This window comes from Sulfurimicrobium lacus (assembly GCF_011764585.1).
Taxonomy (GTDB): Bacteria; Pseudomonadota; Gammaproteobacteria; order Burkholderiales; family Sulfuricellaceae; genus Sulfurimicrobium; species Sulfurimicrobium lacus.
In genome coordinates this window covers 2,235,654-2,261,476 of record NZ_AP022853.1, presented here as the reverse complement: position 1 = coordinate 2,261,476, position 25,823 = coordinate 2,235,654, and the positions used below count along the sequence as shown (strand labels likewise).

At 54.2% G+C, this 25,823-nt stretch carries 31 protein-coding genes; 12 read left to right on the top strand and 19 right to left on the bottom strand.

The window, feature by feature from the left end:
• Window positions 1-285: 285 nt before the first annotated feature.
• The 4 genes from SKTS_RS11155 to SKTS_RS11140 all read right to left on the bottom strand — a co-directional run bounded on the left by SKTS_RS11155 (window position 286) and on the right by SKTS_RS11140 (window position 3,340).
• The gene (locus SKTS_RS11155) at window positions 286-639 is read right to left on the bottom strand and encodes a YkgJ family cysteine cluster protein (RefSeq protein ID WP_173064698.1); all 354 of its coding nucleotides are present in this window, start codon (window positions 637-639) and stop codon (window positions 286-288) included.
• 32 nt (window positions 640-671) lie between these two features.
• Window positions 672-1,715, bottom strand: coding sequence for a bifunctional UDP-4-keto-pentose/UDP-xylose synthase (locus SKTS_RS11150; protein ID WP_173064306.1), 1,044 nt, complete (start codon window positions 1,713-1,715; stop codon window positions 672-674).
• A 40-nt stretch (window positions 1,716-1,755) separates the two neighbouring features.
• Entirely contained in the window at window positions 1,756-2,829 is a 1,074-nt protein-coding gene (gene hemE, locus SKTS_RS11145) for a uroporphyrinogen decarboxylase (protein WP_173064695.1), read from the bottom strand.
• Between the two features lie 61 nt (window positions 2,830-2,890).
• Window positions 2,891-3,340 carry a GNAT family N-acetyltransferase gene (locus tag SKTS_RS11140; RefSeq protein WP_198420347.1) on the bottom strand — a complete coding sequence of 150 codons (450 nt, stop codon included), beginning with the start codon at window positions 3,338-3,340 and terminating at the stop codon, window positions 2,891-2,893.
• A 76-nt stretch (window positions 3,341-3,416) separates the two neighbouring features.
• Here SKTS_RS11140 and SKTS_RS11135 point away from each other — a divergent pair, with 76 nt between their 5' ends.
• Window positions 3,417-5,162, top strand: a complete 1,746-nt coding sequence (locus SKTS_RS11135; protein ID WP_173064692.1) for a SulP family inorganic anion transporter — start codon at window positions 3,417-3,419, stop codon at window positions 5,160-5,162.
• A gap of 17 nt (window positions 5,163-5,179) precedes the next feature.
• Here the strand turns inward: SKTS_RS11135 and SKTS_RS11130 are convergent, their stop codons facing one another.
• Window positions 5,180-5,377, bottom strand: coding sequence for a CopG family transcriptional regulator (locus SKTS_RS11130; RefSeq protein ID WP_173064689.1), 198 nt, complete (start codon window positions 5,375-5,377; stop codon window positions 5,180-5,182).
• Between the two features lie 124 nt (window positions 5,378-5,501).
• On the opposite strand from SKTS_RS11130, the gene SKTS_RS11125 reads away from it, so the two are divergent.
• The 3 genes from SKTS_RS11125 (at window position 5,502) to fabF (ending at window position 8,575) form a co-directional block, all read left to right on the top strand.
• Window positions 5,502-6,293 carry a spermine/spermidine synthase domain-containing protein gene (locus SKTS_RS11125; RefSeq protein WP_173064686.1) on the top strand — a complete coding sequence of 264 codons (792 nt, stop codon included), beginning with the start codon at window positions 5,502-5,504 and terminating at the stop codon, window positions 6,291-6,293.
• 41 nt (window positions 6,294-6,334) lie between these two features.
• A complete protein-coding gene (locus SKTS_RS11120) occupies window positions 6,335-7,093 on the top strand; it encodes a spermine/spermidine synthase domain-containing protein (protein WP_244617313.1) in 759 nt (252 codons plus the stop codon).
• A 249-nt stretch (window positions 7,094-7,342) separates the two neighbouring features.
• Window positions 7,343-8,575 (top strand): beta-ketoacyl-ACP synthase II, encoded by a 1,233-nt coding sequence (gene fabF, locus SKTS_RS11115; protein ID WP_173064683.1) that lies wholly within the window; start codon window positions 7,343-7,345, stop codon window positions 8,573-8,575.
• A gap of 321 nt (window positions 8,576-8,896) precedes the next feature.
• Here fabF and SKTS_RS11110 read toward each other — a convergent pair whose 3' ends face one another.
• Entirely contained in the window at window positions 8,897-10,081 is a 1,185-nt protein-coding gene (locus SKTS_RS11110; RefSeq protein ID WP_173064680.1) for a tyrosine-type recombinase/integrase, read from the bottom strand.
• Between the two features lie 174 nt (window positions 10,082-10,255).
• Here SKTS_RS11110 and SKTS_RS11105 point away from each other — a divergent pair, with 174 nt between their 5' ends.
• On the top strand, window positions 10,256-11,269 hold the full coding sequence (locus tag SKTS_RS11105) for a DNA-binding protein (RefSeq protein ID WP_173064677.1): 1,014 nt from the start codon (window positions 10,256-10,258) through the stop codon (window positions 11,267-11,269).
• A gap of 198 nt (window positions 11,270-11,467) precedes the next feature.
• Here the strand turns inward: SKTS_RS11105 and SKTS_RS11100 are convergent, their stop codons facing one another.
• Complete coding sequence (locus SKTS_RS11100) at window positions 11,468-11,707, bottom strand: hypothetical protein (RefSeq protein WP_173064674.1); 240 nt, start codon at window positions 11,705-11,707, stop codon at window positions 11,468-11,470.
• A gap of 314 nt (window positions 11,708-12,021) precedes the next feature.
• Between SKTS_RS11100 and SKTS_RS11095 the strand changes: the two genes are divergently transcribed.
• The 3 genes from SKTS_RS11095 (at window position 12,022) to SKTS_RS11085 (ending at window position 13,036) form a co-directional block, all read left to right on the top strand.
• Complete coding sequence (locus SKTS_RS11095) at window positions 12,022-12,276, top strand: hypothetical protein (protein ID WP_173064671.1); 255 nt, start codon at window positions 12,022-12,024, stop codon at window positions 12,274-12,276.
• Between the two features lie 65 nt (window positions 12,277-12,341).
• Window positions 12,342-12,560: a hypothetical protein gene (locus SKTS_RS11090; RefSeq protein ID WP_173064668.1), complete on the top strand. Its 219-nt coding sequence runs from the start codon at window positions 12,342-12,344 to the stop codon at window positions 12,558-12,560.
• 56 nt (window positions 12,561-12,616) lie between these two features.
• A complete protein-coding gene (locus SKTS_RS11085) occupies window positions 12,617-13,036 on the top strand; it encodes a hypothetical protein (protein WP_173064665.1) in 420 nt (139 codons plus the stop codon).
• 124 nt (window positions 13,037-13,160) lie between these two features.
• On the opposite strand, the gene SKTS_RS11080 is transcribed toward SKTS_RS11085, so the two are convergent.
• The 9 genes from SKTS_RS11080 to SKTS_RS11040 all read right to left on the bottom strand — a co-directional run bounded on the left by SKTS_RS11080 (window position 13,161) and on the right by SKTS_RS11040 (window position 19,106).
• Window positions 13,161-13,406, bottom strand: a complete 246-nt coding sequence (locus SKTS_RS11080) for a hypothetical protein (RefSeq protein ID WP_173064662.1) — start codon at window positions 13,404-13,406, stop codon at window positions 13,161-13,163.
• Window positions 13,407-13,706: 300 nt separating this feature from the next.
• Entirely contained in the window at window positions 13,707-14,789 is a 1,083-nt protein-coding gene (locus tag SKTS_RS11075) for a zonular occludens toxin domain-containing protein (RefSeq protein ID WP_173064659.1), read from the bottom strand.
• A complete protein-coding gene (locus SKTS_RS11070) occupies window positions 14,786-15,064 on the bottom strand; it encodes a DUF2523 family protein (RefSeq protein WP_173064656.1) in 279 nt (92 codons plus the stop codon). The genes SKTS_RS11075 and SKTS_RS11070 overlap by 4 nt, the downstream gene beginning before the upstream one ends.
• An 85-nt stretch (window positions 15,065-15,149) precedes the next feature.
• Window positions 15,150-16,328 carry a virulence factor TspB C-terminal domain-related protein gene (locus SKTS_RS18985; protein ID WP_244617312.1) on the bottom strand — a complete coding sequence of 393 codons (1,179 nt, stop codon included), beginning with the start codon at window positions 16,326-16,328 and terminating at the stop codon, window positions 15,150-15,152.
• Between the two features lie 61 nt (window positions 16,329-16,389).
• Window positions 16,390-16,725: a hypothetical protein gene (locus SKTS_RS11060; RefSeq protein WP_173064653.1), complete on the bottom strand. Its 336-nt coding sequence runs from the start codon at window positions 16,723-16,725 to the stop codon at window positions 16,390-16,392.
• Window positions 16,725-16,919 (bottom strand): major capsid protein, encoded by a 195-nt coding sequence (locus tag SKTS_RS11055; RefSeq protein ID WP_173064651.1) that lies wholly within the window; start codon window positions 16,917-16,919, stop codon window positions 16,725-16,727. The genes SKTS_RS11060 and SKTS_RS11055 overlap by 1 nt, the downstream gene beginning before the upstream one ends.
• 70 nt (window positions 16,920-16,989) lie before the next feature.
• Entirely contained in the window at window positions 16,990-17,343 is a 354-nt protein-coding gene (locus SKTS_RS11050; RefSeq protein ID WP_173064649.1) for a hypothetical protein, read from the bottom strand.
• A gap of 168 nt (window positions 17,344-17,511) precedes the next feature.
• Window positions 17,512-18,720 (bottom strand): protein rep, encoded by a 1,209-nt coding sequence (locus SKTS_RS11045; RefSeq protein ID WP_244617511.1) that lies wholly within the window; start codon window positions 18,718-18,720, stop codon window positions 17,512-17,514.
• A complete protein-coding gene (locus tag SKTS_RS11040; protein ID WP_173064643.1) occupies window positions 18,720-19,106 on the bottom strand; it encodes a hypothetical protein in 387 nt (128 codons plus the stop codon). The genes SKTS_RS11045 and SKTS_RS11040 overlap by 1 nt, the downstream gene beginning before the upstream one ends.
• A 129-nt stretch (window positions 19,107-19,235) precedes the next feature.
• On the opposite strand from SKTS_RS11040, the gene SKTS_RS11035 reads away from it, so the two are divergent.
• Window positions 19,236-19,625 (top strand): helix-turn-helix domain-containing protein, encoded by a 390-nt coding sequence (locus tag SKTS_RS11035; RefSeq protein ID WP_173064639.1) that lies wholly within the window; start codon window positions 19,236-19,238, stop codon window positions 19,623-19,625.
• A 53-nt stretch (window positions 19,626-19,678) separates the two neighbouring features.
• Here the strand turns inward: SKTS_RS11035 and SKTS_RS11030 are convergent, their stop codons facing one another.
• The 3 genes from SKTS_RS11030 to SKTS_RS11020 form a co-directional block, all read right to left on the bottom strand.
• Window positions 19,679-21,550 carry a bifunctional acetyl-CoA hydrolase/transferase family protein/GNAT family N-acetyltransferase gene (locus SKTS_RS11030; protein WP_173064636.1) on the bottom strand — a complete coding sequence of 624 codons (1,872 nt, stop codon included), beginning with the start codon at window positions 21,548-21,550 and terminating at the stop codon, window positions 19,679-19,681.
• 211 nt (window positions 21,551-21,761) lie between these two features.
• Window positions 21,762-22,301 carry a tetratricopeptide repeat protein gene (locus SKTS_RS11025; protein WP_173064633.1) on the bottom strand — a complete coding sequence of 180 codons (540 nt, stop codon included), beginning with the start codon at window positions 22,299-22,301 and terminating at the stop codon, window positions 21,762-21,764.
• A gap of 145 nt (window positions 22,302-22,446) precedes the next feature.
• Window positions 22,447-22,908 (bottom strand): response regulator, encoded by a 462-nt coding sequence (locus SKTS_RS11020; RefSeq protein ID WP_173064630.1) that lies wholly within the window; start codon window positions 22,906-22,908, stop codon window positions 22,447-22,449.
• 285 nt (window positions 22,909-23,193) lie between these two features.
• Here SKTS_RS11020 and SKTS_RS11015 point away from each other — a divergent pair, with 285 nt between their 5' ends.
• The 3 genes from SKTS_RS11015 to map all read left to right on the top strand — a co-directional run bounded on the left by SKTS_RS11015 (window position 23,194) and on the right by map (window position 25,818).
• Window positions 23,194-24,267, top strand: coding sequence for an alkene reductase (locus tag SKTS_RS11015; RefSeq protein WP_173064627.1), 1,074 nt, complete (start codon window positions 23,194-23,196; stop codon window positions 24,265-24,267).
• Window positions 24,268-24,433: 166 nt separating this feature from the next.
• Window positions 24,434-24,826 carry a hypothetical protein gene (locus tag SKTS_RS11010; protein WP_173064624.1) on the top strand — a complete coding sequence of 131 codons (393 nt, stop codon included), beginning with the start codon at window positions 24,434-24,436 and terminating at the stop codon, window positions 24,824-24,826.
• A 191-nt stretch (window positions 24,827-25,017) separates the two neighbouring features.
• Window positions 25,018-25,818, top strand: a complete 801-nt coding sequence (gene map / locus SKTS_RS11005) for a type I methionyl aminopeptidase (RefSeq protein ID WP_173064621.1) — start codon at window positions 25,018-25,020, stop codon at window positions 25,816-25,818.
• Window positions 25,819-25,823 lie beyond the last annotated feature (5 nt).

Here is a 25,823-nt window from a genome sequence, read left to right as displayed (position 1 = left end):
GAAAAGGGGACCGGTCATGATATGTAGCCCGCAGCTGCTTACTCCGGGTACTTTCACCATGCCGACCAGGAACGGGTAATACTAGAGGCCAGTCCAGTGGGCGGCCCTATTCCACGCGACCAATCCGTTCGTAGGCTAGGTGCCAAAGCGAGTTACAAAGCAGTGTAACCATCATTATTCCTCAACGTCTATCGGTTTGTTGGCGTTGCAAATATGAAACAACTTATCCCTGATCATGGCTGTGCTTGCTCGGAAGGTCTTTGTACTCACCAGTAGAAATCATTTTCAAACCAGCACATGGCGTGTCTTCTCAAAGAAATGTTGGATCTGCTGCTCTATTTGTGGATCGATCATCACCTCAGGACGCTTGCCATTCGGGCAGGCAAGCCGTGGCGTCGTGCCAAACAGGCGGCAGATCAGCGGGCGTTCTGCATAGACCTGGCATCCATTGTCCCCAAGGTGAGGACAACTTAGATTGGCAAGCGCTGCCTCATATTCCTCATGGCGTTTGACTGGAAGCCTTGCAATCTCTTCGGTGGAGGTGGTCACCGGCCCGCAGCAATCGCGACAACCGGGTTCGCACTCGAACGATGGAATATGCTTTCGGAAGAACCGAATTTTCTGGCTATTTCTTGTCATTATTTGTGCGACCCTTACCCCTATCGCTCTTTTTAATCCATCAACTTGCGAGCTTCGGCAACCTGGCCGCGGTAGGCTTCGTAGATGTGCTTGAGCGCATCGGCCATGGTCACCTGCGGCTTCCAGTCGAGGTCGCGCATGGTGTTCTCGATTTTCGGCACGCGGTTCTGCACGTCCTGGTAGCCCTTGCCGTAGTAGTCGCCGGAGGTGACTTCCAGGGTTTTGACCTTGTGCGCGTTTTCCTTGTACTCGGGATATTCCATGGCCAGGTCCATCATCATCTTGGCCAGTTCCTTCACCGAGTAGTTGTTGGACGGATTGCCGATGTTGTAGATCTGGCCGGTCGCCACGCCGTTCTTGTTCTCGATGATTTTCATCAGCGCGTCGATACCGTCCGATGCATAGGTGTAGGAACGCTTGGCCGTGCCGCCGTCCACCAGCTTGATGTCTTCGCCGCGCACAATGTGCCCGAGGAACTGGGTTATGACGCGCGAGCTGCCTTCCTTGGCGGTGTTGATGTTGTCCAGCCCTTCGCCGATCCAGTTGAAGGGACGGAACAAGGTGAAGTTGAACTCGGTCTTCATGGCGTAAGCGAAGATCACGCGGTCCATCAGCTGCTTGGAGCAGGAGTAGATCCAGCGCGGCTTGTTGATCGGGCCAAGGATCAGTTCCGAATTTTCCGGGTCGAACTCGTCGTCGCGGCACATGCCGTAAACTTCTGAGGTGGACGGGAAAATCAGGTGCTTGCCGTACTGGACGCACTGGCGCACGATCGGCAGGTTGGCCTCGAAATCCAGTTCGAAGACCTTGAGCGGTTCCTTGACGTAGGTCGCCGGCGTGGCGATCGCCACCAGCGGCAGCACCACGTCGCATTTCTTGACGTGGTATTCGATCCACTCCTTGTTGATGGTAATGTCGCCCTCGAAGAAATTGAAGCGCGGGTTGGTCATCAGGTCGGTCACGCGATCGCTGTACATGTCCATGCCGTAAACTTCCCAGTCGGTCGTTTCGAGGATGCGCTGGGAAAGATGGTGACCGATGAAGCCGTTCACGCCAAGGATCAGAACTTTTTTCACTGTATTCCTTTGAGATAATGAAATTTACCAAGCGGCTTCATCAGCCGCAGCTGTAATGATATTTCCGGCTCAATTCATGCACCGCCGTAACCATGGCGGCGGCGTTTTCCGGTTCGGTGAACTGGGAAATGCCGTGCCCCAGGTTGAAGACGTGGCCGCTGCCTTTGCCGCAGCTGAGCAGGACTTTGTCGACTTCGGTGCGGATGGTGTCGGGGTTGCTGAACAGCACTGCCGGATCGAGATTGCCTTGCAACGCCACCTTGTCGCCAACGAGGCTGCGCGCTTCGCCAATGTCGATGGTCCAGTCCAACCCGATCGCGTCACAGCCGATGGCTGCAATGCTTTCCAGCCACAGCCCTCCGCCCTTGGTATAGACGATACACGGTACTTTTTTGCCGTCATGTTCGCGCTTCAGACCACCAACAATTTGCTTCATGTAGGCTAGCGAGAACTCATGGTAAGCCGCGTGTGACAGCGCGCCACCCCAGGAGTCGAAAATCATTACCGCTTGGGCGCCGGCCTCGATTTGCGCGTTGAGGTGGGCGGTGACGGCTCGGGCGTTGACATCAAGAATGTGGTGCAGTAGCTCTGGGCGCTGATAAAGCATCGTCTTGACTCTAATGAAATCCGAGCTGCTGCGGCCTTCCACCATATAGCAGGCGAGCGTGAAAGGGCTGCCGGCAAAGCCAATCAGTGGCACTTCGTTATTCAGCGCCTTGCGTATCTGGCTGACGGCATCCATGACATAGCGCAGATGGACGTTCGGATCGGGCACAATCAGGTTGCGGATTTCTTTTTCATGGTGCAGTGCCCGCTTGAATTTCGGCCCTTCGCCGGTGCTGAAGTACAGCCCCAGGCCCATCGCGTCTGGAATGGTGAGGATGTCGGAAAACAGGATAGCGGCGTCGAGCGGAAAGCGTGCCAGAGGTTGCAGGGTCGCTTCCGTGGCGAGATCAGGATTCTTGCACAGACCCATAAAATCACGGGCCTTGGTCCGGGTCCGTAAATATTCCGGCAGGTAACGACCGGCCTGGCGCATCATCCATACTGGCGTGTATTCGGTCGACTGGCGCAACAGGGCGCGCAGGAAGGTGTCGTTTTTGAGTTTGCTCATGGGAATCCTCCCGGTTAATAAAATAGACTCAAGCAGCCAGTCTTGACCGCTTTCTCTTTGGCTAATGGATGGTTCTGACTGTTAGCGAAAAAACTGTTAAATCGGTACGCTGTTCGGCGCCAATCGCTCGCCAGAAACTCAGCCCCACCTCGTTATCCGTCTCGACAAATAAATGCGCTTTGGTAATGTCTATCCGGTTCAACTCCTTGAGCACAGCCTGCACCAACTGGCGCGCTATTCCTTGCCGGCGATGTGTCTCCGCGACAGCCAAATGGTAAAGGTAAGCACGGAGGCTGTCGTGGCCCACCAGAACCGCGCCGACCAACCGATCCGCTTCCCAGGCGCCAAGGCATACCCCCGAATTTCTGGCGAGAAAGCGGCGGAAAGACCATTCGGAAGTATTTTCAGGCCGAAGGCGTATGCCATCGCACCCCTGCCAGAGCGCCATTGCCGCTATGTAATCCCCTGTGCTCAAGGGGAAGATTTCAACGCTATTTTCCGGCTTGACCATTTCTCGATGCATTTCCATTACATGTTAATGTGATTATAATACTATCTTTATTTAACGCACATCAACAAAGAAAACAATGATTGCTTTACAGGAAGCCTATCGCGCTGGTCTGCTGCACCGTAAACACTGGGTGTCCAACCTTGTTTCCGGACTTATCGTCGGGGTGGTGGCCTTGCCATTGGCGATGGCCTTCGCCATCGCATCTGGAGTAAAACCGGAGCAGGGGCTTTACACCGCCATCATCGCGGGATTGCTGGTGTCTGTTTTCGGTGGCACCCGGCTTCAGATCGCCGGACCAACCGGTGCCTTTATTGTCATTCTGGCTACGATTGCGGCCAAGCATGGTGTCGACGGTTTGCAAATCGCCACGTTGATGGCCGGGGTGATGCTCCTGCTGATGGGGGTCGCCAAGATGGGCGTGGTCATCAAGTTTATTCCCGCTCCGGTCATCGTCGGTTTCACCGCCGGCATCGGCGTCATCATCTGGGTCGGGCAGTGGAAAGACTTTTTCGGGCTACCCATGGTAGCCGGGGAGCATTTCCACGAGAAGTTCTTGCATCTCATTGAGGTGTTGCCGCAGCTCCAGCTTGCGACTACGGCGCTGGCGGTGTTAAGCCTGCTACTGGTGACGCTTTCGCCCAGGGTTCGCGGATTGAAGCGAATTCCCGGACCATTGTTGGCAATGGTGGTTGCAACCGCGCTCCAGTCAATCTTCAAGTTCGATGGTGTTGAAACGATCGGCAGCGCCTTTGGCGGTATCCCGCAAACCTTGCCTGCTTTTGCTCTTCCGTCGGTCACGTTGTCACGCGTAATCGAGCTTATCGGGCCAGCTTTCACTATTGCCATGCTCGGGGCTATCGAGTCCCTGCTGTCTGCCGTGGTGGCGGACGGCATGGCCGGAACCCGGCACGATTCGAACCAGGAACTGATCGGGCAAGGAATTGCCAACATCGCGGCACCGCTGTTCGGCGGGTTTGCCGCAACCGGGGCGATTGCACGTACCGCAACCAATATTCGTAATGGTGGCACCAGCCCGATTGCCGGCATCGTCCATTCGATTACACTCGTGCTCATTGTTTTGATCCTAGCCCCGCTGGCCGCCAGTGTGCCGCTTGCCGCGCTGGCGGCCATCTTATTTGTGGTCGCTTACAACATGAGCGAGATCAAACACTTTGCGCACATGGTGCGGCGCGCACCGCGTGCAGACGTGGCGATTCTCCTAATTACCTTTGGATTGACCGTGTTTACCGACCTGGTAGTGGCGGTCAATATCGGTGTCATCCTCGCCATGCTGCATTTCCTGCGTCGTATGGCTTCCTCCGTGGAGGTACAGCAGGTCGCCGAGAAAGAACTTGAAATGGAGCTGACCTATCAGGGGTTAACGGCCTTGCCGCCGGGCGTGCTGGTCTATGCCATTGACGGACCATTTTTCTTCGGCGCCGTGGAAAATTTCGAGCAGACATTGGCGCAAACCCATACCGACCCGCGCATTCTGGTGATTCGATTGCGTCGGGTGCCATTCATGGATATTACCGGCTTGCAAACTTTAGAAGAGGCGATCCTTAATCTGGAAGCGCGCGGCATTCGCATCATTTTGTGCGAGGCAAACGAGCGCGTGAGAGAAAAGCTCGACAAGGCAGGCATCCTTGCCGCTATCGAACCGGAGGATTATTTCGATGACTTTGCGGCCGCGATAGTGCGGTGCAATCTCCTGGTAGGGACGAACCCGGAAATGATCCAAGGAAAGCAGGCGGTTTTAAGCGAGTACACAGAGAGCATGCTGAAAACAAGCGAGCACTATTTGCGTGGCGACCCCCAATAGTTATGAGGAAGAAACCTTTACTTGGCGCCCCTGGGCCCTGCCGCACCAATCTTGCTTTTCGTGGCGTAGTCCATGCCGTGGAGTTCCATGTAATCGCGGATCATCTGCCGCACTACCTGCGAAGGGGTCAGGTCTTGTGCAGCGCATAATTCTTCAAAGGCTTTCTTTTTTACCGGGTCGATTAGAAGGGTAAGACGGGCTGTTTTGGTTTCCATGGTTGCGTCTGGGTCGCCGATAATGTTAATCAGATTAACATTATATATGTCTTGTTGCGATATGCTCAACCGAAAAACTGTACTTGCACCCAATACCGTTAGCAATTATGGATAGAACAGCAACATGAGCACATGGAATGACTTTTGGCGCGACTATCAGGCGCTGCCGCCGTCTACGGGGAAACCATACCTAGTCGAGAGTGACTGTGAAATAGCGCTGCACTTCGATTTCTGGTCAATACAAAGCCACATGAGGAAGACCGATCCCGATAAGCTAACCGTCGGCTATACCCGCACCATGATGGGGTTTCTGCTCTTTCAGCCGCGACCGGAACAGATCGCGATGGTCGGACTGGGTGGCGGCTCGTTGGCGAAGTATTGCTTGCGACATTTGCCCAACACGCATTTCACGGCGGTGGAAATCAACCCTGATGTAATTTCCTTGAGGGACAAGTTCGGGATTCCTCCGGACGGGCCCCATTTCAAAGTGCTGTGTGACGATGGCGCCATTTATGTTCAGGATCATTCCGAACTTGTTGATGTGCTAATCGTGGATGGCTTCGACCAGTACGGACAGGCCGAACAACTATGCAGTAGAGAGTTCTACGGAAATTGCCATGCAAAACTCCGGGATGGCGGCGTATTGGTGGTTAACCTGCTAAGCAACGATACCCGGTCGGTGGCGTTTGCCGAAAAAATCCGGGATAGTTTTGATGGCCAGGTCGTAATCGTAGAAGCGGAAGAATCAGGAAATATAATCGCCTTCGCCTATAAAGGGATGGATTTTCCTCCTTTGAAGGCCACGCTCAAGGAGCGTGTCATGTATCTGTCACCGACACACACAATTTCTTTTCGCCCCATTGCACAGAAGATGATTAGGCGTCTTGATCAACATATATCGTGGATTCACTTTTGATCCGAACACTTGACGACAAAAAGAGGGAAAACCTGAGCGACTTGAGCGATTTCTTGTTCAAATATCACGCCGCTTTGCCACAGACCTTGGCGGGCAAGCCTTTCCTGTATGAAGGCAACGAAGTCATAACGCTACACTTCGATTTTGCGACGACGCAAAGTCATATGTGCAAGTGCGATCCCGAAAAGTTGATTCTGGGGTACACCCGAACCATGATGGGTTTTCTGCTTTTTCAGCCAAAACCGGAACGGATCGCAATGGTCGGCCTGGGCGGAGGCTCGTTGGCGAAGTATTGCTTGCGACATTTGCCCAACACGCATTTCACGGCGGTGGAAATCAACCCTGAGGTGATCGCCCTGCGCGACAACTTCAGGATTCCTCCAGACGGCCCCAATTTCAAAGTGATTTGTGCCAACGGCGCGGTTTATGTCCAGAACCACTCCGAGCTTGTCGATGTGCTGCTCGTCGATGGCTTCGACCGGGATGGCCAGCCAAGAGAATTATGCAGCGTAGGGTTCTACGATCATTGCTATGCAAAACTTCGGGATGGTGGTGTATTGGTGGTCAACCTGCTAAGTGGCGACAACAAGTTCCGCACCTATGCCGCGAGAATCCGAGAGCGCTTTGATGATCAGGTCGTAGTCATGGAGGCGGAGGGATTTGGAAACAAGATAGCCTTCGCATATAAGGGCAGGGGTTTCCCTCCTTTGGCAACCACGATGAGTGAGCGTGTCCATGATCTAGGGCTGACACACACCGTCCCTCTGCATACCATTGCGAAGAAGGTGATTCACAACTGAAGCAACATACAACATCGTTGATTCACTTGTGATCCTACTGTTTTCCGCTTAGTCGACACGTAAATCACTTCTCCTCATTTTAATCGCCACCTGGCGCAATCAAAAGCAGATTTATTAAGAAACACAAAACATGAGCAAAAATATATCTGCGGAATCTTCGTACCAGCTGTTTCACTAAATCACTGCGATGCTGGTGCTATTCCAGTGAGTTCCAGTATTTTTTTATTTCAACCTTATAACGGAGTCACCTTGGCTAAACGCAGAGTAGTCATCACCGGCTTGGGCGCGGTATCCCCGGTCGGTATCGGTGTCGGCGAGACATGGAGCAACATCGTCGCTGGCAAATCCGGCATCACCAGGATCACCCGCTTCGATGCTTCCGCCTTTGCTTCCCAGGTCGCCGGGGAAGTGAAGAATTTCGACGTCACCCAGTTCCTTTCCGCCAAGGAAGCGCGCCGCATGGATACTTTCATCCATTACGGCATGGTGGCGGGCATGGAGGCCTTCAAGGACTCCGGTCTGGAAGTGACGCCGGAAAACGCCGAGCGTATCGGGGTCAATATCGGCTCCGGCATCGGCGGCTTGCCGATGATCGAGGAAACTCACACGACCTACCTTGAAAGCGGACCGCGCAAAATTTCGCCGTTCTTCATTCCGGGCACCATCATCAACATGATTCCAGGCAACCTGTCGATCATGTTTGGTCTGAAAGGCCCCAATTACGCTGTGGTAACCGCCTGCACCACCGGTCTGCATGCGATCGGTATCGGCGCCCGAACCATTGCCTACGGCGATGCAGACGTGATGGTTTGCGGTGGTGCAGAATCGACCGTATCGCCTTTGGCTGTCGGCGGGTTTGGCTCTGCCAAAGCGCTGTCCTCGCGCAACGATGATCCCGCGACTGCCAGCCGGCCTTGGGACAAGGGGCGTGATGGTTTCGTACTGGGCGAGGGTGCCGGCGTGCTGGTGCTGGAAGAGTATGAACACGCCAAAGCCCGCGGCGCCAAAATTTACGCGGAACTAGCGGGCTTCGGCATGAGTGGCGATGCTTACCACATGACAGCGCCTGACACCGATGGCCCGAGACGTTCAATGGTTAAGGCCTTGTGCGATGCCGGAGTCAATCCAGACGAAATTCAGTACATCAATGCCCACGGTACGTCCACGCCGCTGGGCGACAAGAACGAAACCGAGGCCATCAAACTGGCCCTTGGCGATGCTGCGCGCAAAGTGGTGGTCAATTCCACCAAGTCCATGACCGGCCACCTGCTGGGTGGCGCAGGCGGCCTGGAGTCGGTGCTGACCGTTCTTGCCGTGCATAATCAGATATCGCCGCCTACCATTAACATCTTCGAGCAGGATCCCGAGTGCGATCTGGACTATTGCGCCAACACGGCGCGGGATATGAAGATCGACGTGGCGCTGAAGAACAACTTCGGTTTCGGTGGCACCAACGGCTCGCTGGTGTTCCGCCGCGTTTAAACCATTCCTGGGAGGCTAGACGTGCCGGCCATTGCGTAGCTGCAAGACGGAACGAGCCTCGCGGTGTCGGCGCGTGGTAGTCACGGATTGGCTATGCCTTAGCGTACGATTTTTTCCGTTTCGTGAGCTGACCCTTAATACCTATAAAGTGATATGCAAGCGAACTGCACACCCAGTTGAGAACGCGGTCATTGGCTATATAAATGGCAACTAACGGGTTTGGATCGAACTCTGCCAGATGCGATTTTCTATTCAATTGTGTCAGCATTTGGAACAGGTCTGCCGTTCACAAAATACGCAATTGGGTCGGCACGTTGATTGTTACCACCCCAGTCGATGTTTTGCTTCCGTTTCCTTGTGACGCTGATCATCTTCAGTATGAAGATATTTGCTTGTAGTCGAAATAGATTCATGGCCGAGGTTGTCGCGAACATGCCGCAGATCCATGTTTCCACCAGCCATGTTCGAGCCCGCGGTATGGCGTAGCCAGTGCGCCGAACCAGACCTGAGAAGCTGTGCTCTAGACGCAAAGTCAGGGCCGCGTTCCTCGATACGCCTTGCCACTCTCTCAAAGACCTCCTTCACGATCAGATGTACTGCGCTCCGCGTTAGGGGCCTCTGCTTTCCCCCGATCGGGAGGAGAAGGGGAGTTGACTCCCCGGAAAGAGGGAAGGGCGCCAGCCGGTTTTCACGTCGATAGCGCACTAGCTCGACCATCAGCTCGTTGGTGGCCGGAACAATCCTAGTCTTGTCCCCTTTGCCGGTAATTTCTAGCCACCAACGCTCTTCACCATCCTTGTCCCGACGGCAGAAGAAGCCACCCATTGTATTTTCCGTTACCTCAGAAATCCGTAATCCGCATAAATACAAGAGTGAAAACAGCCACCGCACACGGAAGTAGTGTTCCTGTTCCCGCTCAGTTTCCTTCTGCATAAGCTCAATGGATGTCTTCACCTCCTGCCAGAGGTCTTGCTCCAGATAGCGGGTGATCCGCGGTTGGGCCTTCCGTTGTCGCTGGCGTGACAGCGATAAGGGGTTGCCTGCCAAGTACCCAGCATTGACTAGCCAGGAAAAAAGCGTATTGAGGATCACGATCGCCTGGCGTTGGCTAGTTGGGGAGAGAGGGCCGGCAAAAGGTCTCCAGTCCGGCTCAAACCGCGACCATTTGCGGCCAGCCTTCATGACCCAGCGCTCGGGCGGCTGCGGGTCGCCTAGAAATCGCTGATAAACCAGCAGATCCTCGTGGGTCAGGGAAGATAATGGTTTCCCGAGCTCAATGACGGACCAGAGCAGAAGACGTTCAGCTTCCTTTCGATAACTGGTGAAAGTCGTTTGGGTATCGGCGAAGCGGGCCAGCCATGCCTTGATTGCATCGATATCATTCTGTGCTGCGATCTGAGGTCGACCACCGAGTGCCCGATTTGAACCATTCTGGCCATCGAGTGCCCTGGACAAATGAATAAATTCGATCGGGGCGATGGCGGAAATGCGAACCAGATCGGTCATTTTTTATATTCCAAGGTCAGGCCATTTTAGAAATAGCATTTCCAGACATTATTCGACAGTAGAGTCATAATGTCAAAATCTACTAATTCAAAATCATATCTACAACGTTATACGTTATATTACTAACGACAAGAGCCTAATGATGCTTAGCTATGGAGTCGCAGGAGCTACGAAATGACCACAGAATCACAAATTACCGCCGACATAGAAGCTCTTCGAAAAAGCGTTCCTGATACTAAGGATCTGTACCGAGAGGTCTGCACCATTTTGTTTTTCCGGTATGGTGTCACTCCCACGGCTAACAAGCTGTACCAGTATGTCCGAAAGGGCAGCATGTCGGCACCAGCCGAAGCACTGGGAAAATTCTGGGAAGACTTGCGTGAGAAAAGCCGGGTAAGAATTGAGCATCCTGATCTTCCGGACGAACTGAAGACCGCAGCAGGTGAAATGGTTGCGGCCCTGTGGACTCAATCCCAAGCGGCGGCTCATGAGGGGCTAGCGGCTTACCGAGTCGAAGCTCAGAACGCTGTCTTAGAAGCGCAAACCACGAAAGCGAATTCCGAGAACGATCGGGCTGCCGCATTAAAGGAACTTGAACAGGCACGTCATTCTGCCCAAATGGCCTTTGATCGCTCTCTGCAACTAGAAAGGGACCTGGCGTCCGAACGCGCCAGTAAAGACTCATTGTCAACACAACTGGCAGCTGCGGGACTTCAAAATGCATCGCTTGAAGCCGCATTATCCGAGGCGCGGCGTGACTTCGCGGCCGAACTGGAAAAGCTGCGCCAAGCACTACAGAAATCTGAAGAACGGTACGACGCGAAAGAGAAACATGCGTTGCTGGAAATTGATCGTGAGCGAACATCCACGGTTAAACTACAGAAAGAGCTGGTGCAACTTCGGCAGACACATCTAGAGGCTACTGATCGTCTTCGTAATGAAATCACCAAAATACAGAATGAACTTGCGAACGCCAGGCAGGGAACTGGAGTTGCAGAAGGCATGCTGCGGGAAATGCGAAACTTGAACCAGCAACAAACCGAGCAACTGCAATCATTACAAACCTTGGTGGCAGAACGTGATACTCGTAACGTGCTGTTGCAGCGCGACTTGGAAATGCAGCGTCTGCTTGCCAAGCAGCCTGCTAAGACCGTATCCATTAAGCCACGAAGGCGCCGTAAATCTTAGCGAACAGCGGAAAAGGAAGTAAAAGTGCGAAATATCGTGCAAAGAGGCGATTTATGACTTTTACTTCCAAAAAATTATCAAAATTACTTCGGCGTGCTAAAGGCGGCGGTGGTAGCGGCTAGCGCCGCTCTGGTGATTTTGTTAAATCGCTGGCTTCGTATAATGTATATTATGTAAAATCATGGATTGCAAAGTTATTCAAAAAAGCCGCAACTGCTTTGAGAAACTTTCAAACCTCATGCGTGCGGCATTATTGCGCAGGTTAGCCAAACTGCGGCAGTAAAGTCTTACCTCTTCTTGATGAACGCCTGACTCAATCAGGCGTTTTTTTTCGGCCTCGATCTTGCGATAGTAGCACCGCCGTGCCGCATAATCGTAAGCACGATGATAACGAAGCATCCAATAATAATTGCGAAGGCGAGCACCCCATTCAGGCATGCGCGAATTATGACATGGCTATCCAGATTGTCAGAAGCACCACGGAAAACCTAACCCCTCTTTGCTTCGATCAAAGTCGGAGCAGTCATTCCATAAACACCCGGCAGCATCAAGGGGCGCTCCGCTCAAATCCTCACCCGTTCGGTGCTCACTTCGTTCCGCTCCGCTTGCGGCTTCCGGTTTGCCCTTGACCCTACCAGCTGTTTATTGAGCTTCGTAGCCATGCCACATGTGCACCACCATCCGGCCCGGAAAACCACCGGCCCCGATGCTGATACACAAGCGGCATTTGCCAACTTGACGGGAAAAGCAAAGTGAACCTGAACAGCAAAACCTACATGAAAGGCACGGAGTTCAAGGAACGCCAGTTCTGGCTACCCTTTGCCGATGCTGTAGGGATTGCTTTGCAGGTCATGAAAACCGTTAGGGAAAGCACGGCCAAATGGTTTAAAGCATGGAAGAAGGGATTTTGCAGCAAACCAGCGAGGACGATGAAGACGGCATTTCAAATGCCCTTGCCTTTCATCGAATTTGGCAACACCGCACCGCACCTGGTCAACGCAATCTGACACCAAACCCGCAACTTTTTTCCCATGAATCGTTACAACCAACGAAACGAACGGAGGCCCAAACCATGAACAAAAGACCAGGCACAGGCGGACGCAAACGAATCCACGAAAACAACGCAGCACGGGTACGCGCCCACCGCGAGAAGCACAAGCTCCACTCCTTCACCGTCGAGCTGCCGTACGACCTTTACAAGGGCTTAGAGGAATACCTGAAGTTCCGCGATGAGAGCAAAAGCGCAGTAATCGCGAGGCTCATCAAAAACCAGCTACTCAGAAAGCGATAATTGGTAACACCTAGTAGCGCCTCGATCGCAAAATCTGTCACCAAAAGGATAACAATATGAAACAAGCTGAAGACATCCACACCATTGATTTCATCGACAACCAGAACAAGCGACTCGATGCCATCAAACAAACACTAAACAACATCGAGAAAAGCGTAGTCAACGGCCTATGCACCATCGAAACACTAACAGAAGAGAAAACCGAAATCGAGGAACAAGGCTACTGTTTCGGAACGATCCACTACAAAGCCGGAAAATATGCCTACCTGATCCACCCTCAGCAAAACGGCGAACGAGTCCGCGAGTACATAGGAGCAGACCCAGAACGAATTGAGGAAGCACACGCACGCATCGCACGCGCCCAACGGCACCGCCAACTCATACAAGAGATAAACCAACTGGAAAACCACTTAGGATGGATCACACGGCAAATTGAAACAGCGCAAGACACCGCTTGCCACTTTAACCATTGGTGACAGCCCGCCGAGCAGCTGGCTGCAGCTCTGTACCCATTGGTTACACTCGAAGGATCCAGAAAACGAGATCCTGTAACCATTGGTTACACTCATGGATCCACCAGGTGAATAACCTGTCACCATTTCAAGCTGACACATCACGCCGGGTTGCCAGCTCCTGGCGAATCTGTGCAGACAGCTCTTCATGCGACAAATCCGCATCGACATAGGTATGGCCTTTCCATGACACCTTGGCCATAACATCGGCATCAGCGACCTTTTCATAATCGGCCAGCCACTTCAGATAGCTTTTACGCCCACGATATTTTTGATATTCACGGTTGAGGATAGGCACGAAGACAAGCAGGCCTGCCGCTTCCACGATGAACAAGGACCACATCCAGAACCCATGGCACATGGGCGTGCTCAGGCTGCAAGATGAGCAATACAGAGCGTGATTGAACTGATAGAACAGAACGTTCCAGTAGTAATCTAAAGCGGCTTGCATAGCACCCCTCTCATTATGCCATACGATTCTACAACCATATTGGGAACAGTTACAGCTGCACCAGGTAGAAAGATTGTCACCAACCCCGGCCAGGAATTGGCGACACAGGAACGCCGGATCGGGACCGGCGCCGGGTAATTCGTGTCACCAAAACAACGCCCTACCCTGCCAGAGATTTGCTACTTAACCCTGATCGTTGAGCCGATGAGGTAACGCAGAATGCGGAGGAATTTCAGAAGGTGCAATATCAACAGTCTTCGAAGGAGCATCAATCTTGACCTGTCCAGGCTGGCCAGCCGCAACCAAAACAGCAGAGTCGTATGGATTGAAAGAACCACCAGCAACGAACACCTTGCACTGATCGGCTGAAACATCATCAACCTTACTGCCCTGTTGAGTGTAGCAACGGCAACCCTTACGAGACAGGACACAGCCAGAAACAACCGGCATATATTTCGGCTTGCGCAGCTCATCATAGGCTGGCGCAAATTCCGGTTTACCGGCCACCGGTGAAACGTAATCCACCAACGCAACAGGCTTATCAGTCGATTGCCTACCAACACCACCGTGACCAGAAGGCTGCGCCGACAACGCCGCGTCGGCAGGCTTCGCGGAAGGCGCTAAATGCTCAGATGCGCGGGAATAGACGCGATACCCAAGCACCGCCGCAAGCACAACAACGACACCCAAGATATAAAAAGCCAACGGCTTTTTGTGCACCAGCTTGGTATGAACGTCCGCGCTCTTGTACATGGCAAACGCTTTCTTATCCAGGCCATATTTGCGCTTGATAGCGGTGGAACGCTTCTCAGGGTCCTGGGCCTCAGGCCATTCGTAGCAATAGCGACCTAAGGCAGTAGGACGGTAATGAACATGCCGCCGCACCAGCTTTCGGACATTGGAGTCAATAAGCCCGGGATGCTGCGTGATGAGCCAAAAATCAATACCCAGCGACCTGTGCGCCTCGAACGCCGCCACGATGTCAGGCACCTTAGTGCCAGTACCACGAGGACGGTAGACGTTCTGTGCCTCATCAATAACGATCAACGCATTAGGCGGAAATGTGAAGGTAGGAACAAGAAGGCTGGCATCTTCAGGGTGAGGCTGAAGTGTTGTCCATTCCGAGATCGGCGGAGTTTTCTCATGAGGTATTAAAAGCTCATTGATGCCAAAAACGAAGATCGGTCGATCTTTGATCGCCATCAAGCGCGAAACAATTTCGCAGGTTTTGCCAGCGCCATTACCGCCAGTGTGCAACTCAATCATGACGAGATTTTTTGCAAGACAATCGACGCGCCCAACGTGGCGCGAGCCATCATGCCACCCAAGATAATCCCGATAGCCTGACCAACACCAGCCAGCTCAAGCATCGACAGCACAGGAGCCAGCCCCGTACCCCACAATATCGTTATCTGGTCGGCCACCCGCGACGCGATTGTGGTTAACACCTGGTAACTCACGAACCCCATCCCAAGCGACAGCAAGGCACGCGCCACGAGATTACCAGCAAGACTAATTAAAAGCGGAATCAACAGACCCATGATAACCAGAACTCCCAAAAGAACAGCAGCAAATACATAGCCAGAACGAACAGACTAAAGAACAGGACAAGCGCAGAAACCGCGATCACTGACGCACCCCACCGACAAATATCAAGCCAGCCGCAAGCCAAGCAGCCACCAGGATAAACGGCTTGATCGCAATCATGAAATCACAGTATTTTTGATAGCTGAACTCAAACGAACGACCCGCAACCGTATAGACCGCAGACGCCGGGCAGGAACCAGCGCCACCCAAAGAAATAGGAGTTATTTCGCCAAGCATCTTTTCAGAGGTTGGCACGATCTCGGGCAACGGAGCCTCGCCAAGCTCCTGGCACTGTATCGACGTAGGGTTATCCTCGCAAAACTTCGCGCTCTCGGTTTTTGCCTCAGTGACAGGCGTGCCAGTTGTATTGCTCGCAGTATCCGTCACAGAAGTAGTTGTAGTGTCATCGGCGTTATACGTGGACACCTTAAGCGTAGTATCAGACGTGCCGGAGTAGGCAGTAGCCGTTTTACCCAGCTCGGAACAAGCAAAACATTGCGCCACGCCGTTAATCGTGCCCTGACATTTGCCAACAGGACAAGAGGACGTCGGCGCACCGCCCGTAATATTGTTACCGGTACAACTACCACCGGAATAGCTGAAGGACCCGGCTATCACCTGGACCCCACCCGCCATCGCCTGATTTGTGGCACTAACCACCGTTGCGTTACAGCCGTCCTGACAGACTGTAGCCGGATTGGAACCGGCAGGAATATAACCGCTGTAATTCGTGCCCTTGATCGCGTTGCAATCGCGAACACAAGCGCCTGAAGAATCGCGAGTTTGACCGGCAGAACAGTCGGGACGGGAACAAGTTGCGCCCCCAGTATCGAGCATATAGCCGCCAGCAGGGCACGTAGCGCCCCCGCTCGCAGGAACACAACCCATCCCGAAATTTTGGACATACCCCGAATCATAATGAATTTTGCAAGTCGTATCAGTCGCCTCGACAATAGTCAAAGACCGATCATAACCAGAATTCGTAAGATCGCAGGCCTTAATGCTCGGAAGAAAATTCGCGCACGCTTGCGCACCCGAAGAACCAGTACCAGAAGCCGGAGGCGAACAATTATATGTAACAGTGCACGTCTGCGAAGGAGGAATAGAAGCAACGGTATCAGCAAGCGCAACACCACTAAGAACCAGCAAAATAAGTAAAATGCAAACCGACACAATCAGCCCGTAAAAGTGGGCGAGTCTCAATTGAAGGCTATCCATGCGGCCCCCACAACAGCAATAAAGGCCGTAATAAAATACGGGTCGAACATGGCAGCAGGATTCATTCCGTTCCCTTGCGCATGGCTTTGAACGCCCATACACCGGCCCAAACAGAAGCGATCAACCAACCAAGCGTCAAACCATCATTGAGATTTTGAAGAGTGTCGCAGGTCGGAAACGTTGGCGAGTTAACAACAACATTCCAGCCGTTAGTAGCGACACCGCTAGAATTGTAGGTAGTCTGTGTGTAATTCCACTGGCCAGCGATAAGCCGATAAAAACCAGTGTATGAAGTAGAACCAGGAAGCGTGGCCGGCGCCGCTGTCGAATAGAACGCATCAGCCGCAGCAGACTGAGACGGATAACACATCCCATTAAACAGGGCGCCAGTTGACATTACAGGCCCTTGCGCATCAGCTTGATAGCGTAGATGCCGACCAGCACCACGAACACAGCAGAAGCCACCGTAGCAGCGTCAGTACCGGAAGTACTGATTGCCGTGGTCACTTCGGTAGGAACAGCAGCGAAAGCGGTCGAAGCAGCGGTAACCCAGCCCAGAACGACGGCAAACACCATTTTTACGTTTTTCATGATTCAATTTCCTTTCACAGGTTGCACGGTGCCGCCGTGCCGGATTGGGATGATTCCCGAATTTTATAATTCACGACGCCGACTTAAGATTTGCAACCGACGGCTTGACCTCGCCAGTCGTGGTGCTAACAGCAGCAGTCGGGCGGAAACCAACGACCTGTTCGCGCTCTTCGGAACCGGTGCTCGTCTTTTCCATATCGATTTCGCACATGAACGGCAGCGGGATATGTTTGATCGTGTCGAACAGGTCCGAATCGCCAACGTTGTATTCCTCGGTAGCCACCCCACGCGATTTGTCACCACGCAGGCTAAGCTCGACAAAGACCTTCGTGTAGTCATATTTGATTTTCTTACCATCGGCTGAATCGAATTCACCCTTATTTGCCTTGAGCCCAACCACTTTGGCCGTATACGTTGCATGCATGTTTACTTCTCCTTGTTGGCCCGTTGTCCCTTCTCTCACCGTGGGCCGACGATGTAGGGAAAAATCTAACCGTTACTTGGCGACACTTTTACACCCTGGTGCAGCTGAAGCTGTTGCCAATTGGTGACACACATCCGTCCCGGCCCGAACCGATCCGGCGCATCGATGTCACCAACAGATGAAACGCCGAACCGACCGATACCACGGCTCATCAGAACCTAGCGAAGCACGCATCTTCTCCAGGATGAACTGGACACCTTCCCAGCCGTGACGCTGGGCAATTTCCAAAACCTCGCCCCGCGCATTGTTGCGAAGCACGGCAAGCCAGTCCTGTTCGTTTATAGTTCCCAGCATTTCCTGTTCTTCTTTTTCTTTTTGGCCTTCAGCCAACTCTTCATCCGAAATTTCTTCTATCGCGAGATATTCCTTTAGGCCGCGAGAATAGAAGAGCTGGCGCTTGCCCTTGAACTCGGTTGCATACTCGACGAACAGCGCACCGGACTGAGCGCACCCAGCCATGTAGTCGCGCAGGATGTCGAAAGGAGAACGGCTACCCTTGCGGCCTTTCTTGACGTTGGATTTTGTAATTTCATGCGCAGCAGTCCAACCGGAAGCATCGCGGCCAAACTTGGCGACATATTCGGCAGCAGAATCACCCGACCTGACATCAAAGCCATGTTCGTTGATGTGCGCACCGAGTTCCTTGAACACCGCCTTGCCCCAATGAGAGCGGAGGCTCTCGATCAATTCGAGATCGCTTGAATTCGAGCCATCGACAAAAACCAGCTCATGGGTATGAGGATGCCAGCCGTTTTCGCCATGCGTTACTTCGAGACTGCGAACGCTGCCCTTGCTTCCAGCCTTGCGCATAGTGTCTTTGTAAACCCGAGTGGCCTTGAACTTGCGTAGCATCGTGGCCAGAGAAGCCAAAGAATCGGAAAGCTTCATGGTCCGATCATGCGGATAGGTCAAGGTGAGGAGGTACACCCGCCCTCCTCTTGCATGGTGCGTCACCATACCGCCTTGAAGCTCGGCACGGCGACCTTCCGAAATCTTGGCACCGCACACCGGGCAATGCCACAAGCTGCCGCAGGTGACGACATTGCCGAAGCTGGCGCGTCCAGTAACGCGATTCAGCATCACGTCCACGCCGGGATTGTGCAGCCGTTCCTTGTTGAACCGATGGCACCGCGCCACGGCTTCTTCCGGCAAAAGCTTTTGCGCGGCACGCTGGAGCTTGAACTTGGAAATCCGGCCTCTAGCCTGACTCAGTTCGTCGGCCTCAGATTGCCGATTGTCCAGAGAAGTGGCCGCAGATTTCCCCCTAATACCAAGAAAGGCCGATTTCTCCGCTGCCGGGGCGCAAACTGTGCACATCAAGCAGCCCTCCGACCATAGGAGGCAGCCAGGACCGCGCGATCGGCGAGCGGAGCTTCCGGGCGCGTGCCGCGCTCCGGGCGCTCCGCGCCGAGCGCGCTGGATACTTGCCAGAAGGTCGTAGGAAGCTCGACGCCGACACAGGGGCGAGCGAAGTAGACAGATCGGCCACCTACCGCGACAGCAACAGGCCGACCGGTAGCCAGGAGATCGTCGATCCGGTGAGCTGGGTAGAACAAGGAAAGGACATGCAAGGCGCGATGAACATCGCAGGATTTCCAGCCTTGGCCATCGTCGTAATTGATGTGAATGGGGTAAGGGATGTCGCCGGCGACAGGGCCGGGGAACAACGTGAGCTGGTGCTTCTTGGATTTGCGTACAGCCATTTTCCCTCCCCAACTACAGCAAACAACGCAGTCAATGAAATGTGACGTGCGAATAATAGTCACAGTAGATTGACGTTGTCAATGCAATGTGACCGGAATATTATTCGCACATCAAAAGGAGGTAAGGCCATGGAAAAGAAAAACGCGATTGACACCCTGCTCGACGAAGCCAAGGAGAAATCCAGAATAACCAGCGATAACGCCCTAGCTCTGAGAATAGGCGTAAAGAAGCAAACGATCAGCCGTTACCGCAAGGGTTTAAGCACCCCCGACGACTATGCAAAAAGCAGAATTGCAGACCTAACTGGGCGCAGTTTGCAAGAGGTGATCGCCCGTATTGAACTGGAAAACGAACCGAACGAAGAAAAGCGGAGATATTGGGAAAATTTCTTCAAGCGGCTCGGCGGCGTGGCCGCTTCAATTGTGTTCGCTGTCACTTTGATAGTGACACAACGCCCCGCTGATGCCGCGCCCATCAAGGCTTACGGTATGACCACTGTATATTATGTAAAATCATAAACTAATGCGGTCGTTCAAAAAATCGCTGCTGCTGTGCGCACTTTAAACAACCGCTATTCGAACAACATCACCACTTCGTGCGTCTCGCCGCGTCGCTGGATGGAAATGTCGTCGCAGGCCTGCTTGGCGAGGTTGATCATGTTGGGGTTGTAGGCCTGAATCTCGGCAGTGAAGCCGCGCAGGCCCCGCGCTTTGGCGTGTTCCATCAGGCGCAGCTGGAGTTCCTTGCCGATCCCTACACCCTGCCATTTCGGCGCCACCATGTAGGCGACGTCGGCGAGGTTGGTCGAAGGATTGACGAAATAGCAGGCGCTGCCGATCAGGCTTTCCTTGCCGTCCTCCTGCGACACCACCACGAACGCCACCACGCTGGCCTGGTCGGTGTTGCACAGGCGCAGCGCCTCTTCGTCGGTAAGATTGTTGAAGCGTCGGAAGGTCCGCGTGTAGCGGTCTTCGCTGCTCATGGCGCGATAGAATTGCTGCAGTGCCGCCGCGTCGCCGATGCGCGTAGGCCTGATCAGGACCGTCTTCTGGCTGCGCAGCAGGACCTTGCGTTCATCCTTTGCGGCATAGGTGTCAAGTTTGCGCAGCTTGTCTTCCGGGCGCAGATAGCCGATTTTCCTGGCTTTTGCCAGCAGTTCGCTGCGAAAGTCAGGATGCGCGATATTGATCAATGCGAGCGCCCGTTCCCGGACCGTCTTGCCGAAAAGGAAGGCTGTTCCGTATTCGGTCACCACGTAATGAACATCCTGGCGCGCCACGCCCACGCCCTCTCCACCCGTTAACTGGAGCCGGATGCGGGATTCTTTGCCGTCGTCGGAAGTGGACTGCAGGCAGATCACCGACTTGCCGCCGGGCGAGCGGGCCGCGCCGCGCACGAACTCCGCCTGCGTCGCCACGCCGCCGCAGAACTTGCCCTGGAACTGGTCGGTGCAGACTTGTCCGCTGAGGTCTACGGCGCAGGCCTGATTCACTGACACCATGCGGTTTTGTTGTGAAATGGTGTTGGAATCGCAGACGCGCTCGATGGACTGGAAGGAGAACAGCGGATTGCCGTCGATCAGGTCGTACAGCCGGCGCGTGCCGAGGCAGTAGCTGGCAACGATCATGTGGCGGTACTGGCTTTTCTCGCTGCCGTTCACCACGCCCTTCTCGATCAGTTCGAGAAAATCGTCGGTCAGCACGTCGGTATGCACGCCCAGGTCACGCCGGTCGCCGAGATATTTGAGGGCTTCGCCCGGCAACCGGCCCATGCCGATCTGCAGGGTGCAGCGGTCGTCGATGAGATGGGCGATATTGCGCGCGATGCGCTGCGACACTTCGTCCGCCGGTCTGCGCACGCGTTCGATCACGGGCGTGTCGTTCCACACCAAGTGCGCGAAGCGGTCGAGATGCACTAGGCTGTCACCCAGGGTGCGCGGCATGTTGGGATTGATTTCCGCGATCACGTGTCGGGCGTGCTGCACCATTGCCGACGTAACGTCCACCGAAACGCCGAAGCTGCAATAGCCGAACTCGTCCGGCAACGACACCTGGACCAGTGCCACATCGACCTGTATGCATCTGTTTTCCAGCAGCCGCGGCACCTGCGACAGGGAGATGGGAATGTACTCCGCGTCCCCGCTGGCTACCGCCGCGCGCACGTCTCGGCCGACAAAGAAACACTTGTGGCGGTAGCGCGTGACAGATTCTTCGCCGCGATGAGGGATCGCCCCGTCGGTTTGGAAATGGTACAGCGTCACCCCGGCGGGCGGATTTTTCAGGTTCTCCAGCGCATTGGCCAGCACGCGCGGGGTGGCGCAGGCTGAGCCCAGATAAACGCCGTTGCCGGGCTGCACCAGCTTTACGGCTTCCTCGGCGGAAACCATCCTGGAACGGTAGCCCGCCAGTGCGGGATAACGGGAAAAAACCTCATCGGAATTCATGGCTTCAATTCCTTCAACGCTGATTGGAAAATCGAACAGAAGTCTAGGAATGCACTGACGATTTAACGAATCGTGAATGCATTTTGAGAAAGGATAGACGAAATGAATTGAGGTGGGCTGAAAAAAATGGGCCTAGGCTTCTGCTACTAAGGTGACTTTGGGGCGGCTTTTCCGAGCGGGGGAAAACCAGTATGTCAAAACGTATGGCCAATTACTGCGCCTCTGGCGTTGCCGTGGCCGAGCCCGCCGCACGCGCGCCTTGGGGTGAGTCACATCCCTTGAGCCCGCGTTGTTTGCATTCATTCCCCAATTTCTGCGCCAGCGCAATTTGTTCCGGCTTCATGGTCTTGGCAATTGCATCACGGTAATCCGCCGCATTGGCCGCACTCTCCGCCGCACCGAGGTTGAGCCACATGTATGCGCGAACCGGATCCTTTGGGACGCCTAAGCCGTCGCGATACATTATTCCCAGATTACGCTGCGCCTCTGCCTTGCCCTGCGCCGCCGCCAGTTGGTACAGGCTCACCGCTCCGACATAGTCCCGCGGGACGCCTCGCCCTTTTTCGGTCATCAAGCCAAGATTGTATTGGGCCTGCGCGTTACCTTCTGTGGCGAGGGTTTGGAATACGGTCGCGGCTTTTACGTAGTCGCCTCGATCCATCGCAGCCACTCCATCCTCGAATTGCCCCGCCCACGCAGCGCTCGATGCGAGCAGCATGGCACTCAAGGCGACCAGCAGTGATCGTTCCATCAAAAAACCCCGTATTGAAGCGCTGTCAACGGCGCAAACGTTGTTCTGATGATAACGGACTTGGTGCGCATTGAGTACTACCGGCTATGTGGAGCAATGGCACTTACCGGACAACTTGACCCCGTCCGGCCACGTCAGCCAAGTATCAACGCCCCATTAACACCGGCTGCGACTCCAGCTCACTCAGCGAAAAGATGCTGTCCACCTTGAGCCTGCACTGGCCCACGGACTTGCGCTTGAATTGTTTTAGCCCATAACAGAGCCGCAGTATTCTGTCGACAATGCGGATTTTCAGGTTGGAAGGGAGGCGGTCAAAGATCGACGCGCCAGCCCTTGCGCTCAGGCGATCGCATTTGCCCATGCATGAAACCAGCAGAGACGGGACCGCACTTTTGTTGCAGCGCACCTTGATCTGCTCCAGCGGCTCCGAATCGGCGTGCAGAGGATAAAAAACGTTCATCAGCATAATATCCGGACGGAGTTCCCTGGCCATCCGTTTGGCGCCCTTGGCGCACTCTGCGATAAAAACCTCGTAGCCTTCCAGGCGTATGATTTGCTCCAGCAGGCGACGCCCGAATGGATCTTTCTCCACAATCAGTACACGCATCCTATTGTCCTCCTTAAAGTTTTCCTGTCGAAACGAACGCTCCTTCCTCAACTCGAAGCAGGGAAAATCCCGCCTTCGGAACAAGATAGGCAGGGAATCGGTCCAATAAGTTCCATCCTCCGGATGACAGGAAATTCACGCAAAGATAGGGCGATTCCGCACGGATGCGCCCTGCCCTCGCCGAATCGGCATGCGAATCGGGACACGGCGCAGTCCGCTCATGAAGCTGCTGACGGTCATCCATTCATGCTAGGATTCAGAGCGTTCCCTCAGGAGACTCCCGTCATGCCCACACTGTTCACCCCTCTCGAACTCGGCGCGCTGACCGTGCCGAACCGCATTTTCATGGCCCCTCTGACCCGCTGCCGGGCGAGCGGCGAACATGTTCCGAACGACTTGATGGCGCAGCACTATGCCCAGCGAGCCAGTGCCGGCCTGGTCATTGCGGAAGCCACCATGGCGATGGAGGGCAATTCTGCGTTCTGGATGGAACCCGGCATCTACTCCGCCGCCCAGGTCGCCGGCTGGAAGAGCACGACCGATGCCGTTCACGCCGCAGGTGGGCGGATATTCCTCCAGATATGGCACGGCGGACGCGCCTGTCACCCGTTGCTCAACCGCGGAGTCCAGCCGGTTGCACCCAGCGCCATTGCCATCACGGGCGACGAAGTGCACACGCCGGAGGGAATGAAGCCTTATGTCATTCCGCGCGAACTTGACGACAGCGAGCTGCCGGCTATCGTCGCCGGATTCAGGAATGCCGCCGAAAACGCCAAGGCAGCCGGTTTCGATGGCGTCGAGGTGCATGGCGCCAACGGGTACTTGCTGGACGAGTTTTTGCGCGATGGCTCGAACAAGCGCGCGGGGCCTTACGGCGGCGCCGTTGAGAATCGAGCGCGGCTGATGTTCGAAGTGATCGACGCCGTTAGCAGCATATGGGGCAGCGACCGGGTCGGGTTACGGATTTCACCCCTCAACAGCTACAACAGCATGATAGACAGCGACCCGATCGGCCTTTCCTCGTGGCTTGCTACGCGTCTCAACGATTTTAAACTGGCCTATCTTCACGTGATGCGCAGCGATTTTTTCCAGCAGCAACACGGTGATGTCATGACGCCGGTTCGCGCGCATTACAAAGGTGTGCTCATCGGCAACATGGGCTACACACCCGACGAGGCGACCCAGGCCATTGCTGAAGGGAAGGTCGACGCGGTCGCCTTTGGCACGAGCTTCCTGGCCAACCCTGACCTGCCCGCCAGGATTAAAGCCGGGGTGCCGCTGAATCAGCCGAACCCGGCCACTTTCTATACTCCGGGACCTGAAGGCTACATTGACTACCCGACATTGGGTGCATCATAAATATATAGAAGCATTTTAGAGGCAGGCGGACTTTTGTAAGGGCCTGTCTGCCCGTCCGCCTTCTTGCCCGGCTGTCGTATGACGCCCCCCCTACGTGTTCACACCTATTTACGCTAAGTGCTGGATGGGCGTAGCTTTGCTACATCTTTTTGATTTGAGAAAAATCATGAAAAGCCCCAAGAAAATGCCACAGTTTTCATACAACCTTTCAATTCCACACCGTGATGACTTTCGCTGCATTATGGCGAACGATGCGGTGTTCCACCGTATCAGGAACAATGAAGACTTTTATAAGGCATTGGGTTACACAGACGAGATGACGGCGATTGGGATGTTGCCGGATGAATTTATCTGGGACAAATATACGAGCGATAAAGCTTCGAAAACCACCCGATGCCTTCAACCCAAAATTTCCGAGTATTTGTTTAACCATTCAGAAGACTTCAGAAAAGAATACGTTGGCGAATATACAAAACTCATTGGAAATTGCGATTCCGACAGACGGGATGACAGCGAACTTTGCGTTAATTGCCCAATGCATCCGCGCTTTTTGTATTAGCCGATACAAGATTCATGATCGAACGCGCACCTGAAATATAACCGGTGCCGCCAAGCTTCCAGGCAAGTCTCTTTCCTGCGGAACGCCTTACCAAAAATATCTGTTCGGTAATTACTGTTTTTTTAGTTGAGGCTACAACAAACCCGGCCAATCCTCTATCATTGCTGAATTTTTGAGCTGATAGTAGCCATATGAGCATCACCATCAAGACCCCGGAAGAAATCGAGAAAATGCGCGTTGCCGGACGCCTCGCCGCCGAACAGCTAGACTATATCGCGCAGTTCGTCACCGCAGGAATTACGACCGATGAACTGGACAAGCTTTGCTATGACTATACGATCAACGTCCAGCACGCCATTCCCGCCCCGTTGAATTACGCCCCTTCGGGACATAATCCCTATCCGCGCTCGATTTGCACTTCGGTCAACCATCAGGTTTGTCACGGCGTCCCCGGCGACAAGAAGTTGAAGAACGGCGACATCGTCAACATCGACGTGACTGTAATCAAGGACGGTTACCACGGCGACAGCAGCCGCATGTACTATGTCGGCGAGCCTTCCATCCAGGCCAGGCGGCTGTGCGAAATCACCTACGAATGCCTGTGGCTGGGCATCAAGGCAGTCAAGCCGGGCGCTCGCCTCGGCGATATTGGGAGCGTCATCCAGCGCCATGCAGAGAAAAATGGCTTCAGCGTGGTGCGCGAATTCTGTGGCCATGGTATCGGGCGCGAATTTCACGAAGACCCCCAGGTGTTGCATTACGGCAAAGCCGGCACCGGCCCCAAACTTGAAGCAGGCATGACTTTTACCATCGAACCCATGATCAATGCCGGGAAACGCGACATTCGCCAGCTTGGCGACGGCTGGACCATCGTCACCAAGGATCACAGCCTTTCCGCCCAATGGGAACACACCATCGTCGTGACGGAGGCCGGCTACGAAGTCCTCACCGTTTCGCCCGGCATGCCCCCCATTCCGGCGCTTGCCGCTTAGTTCCA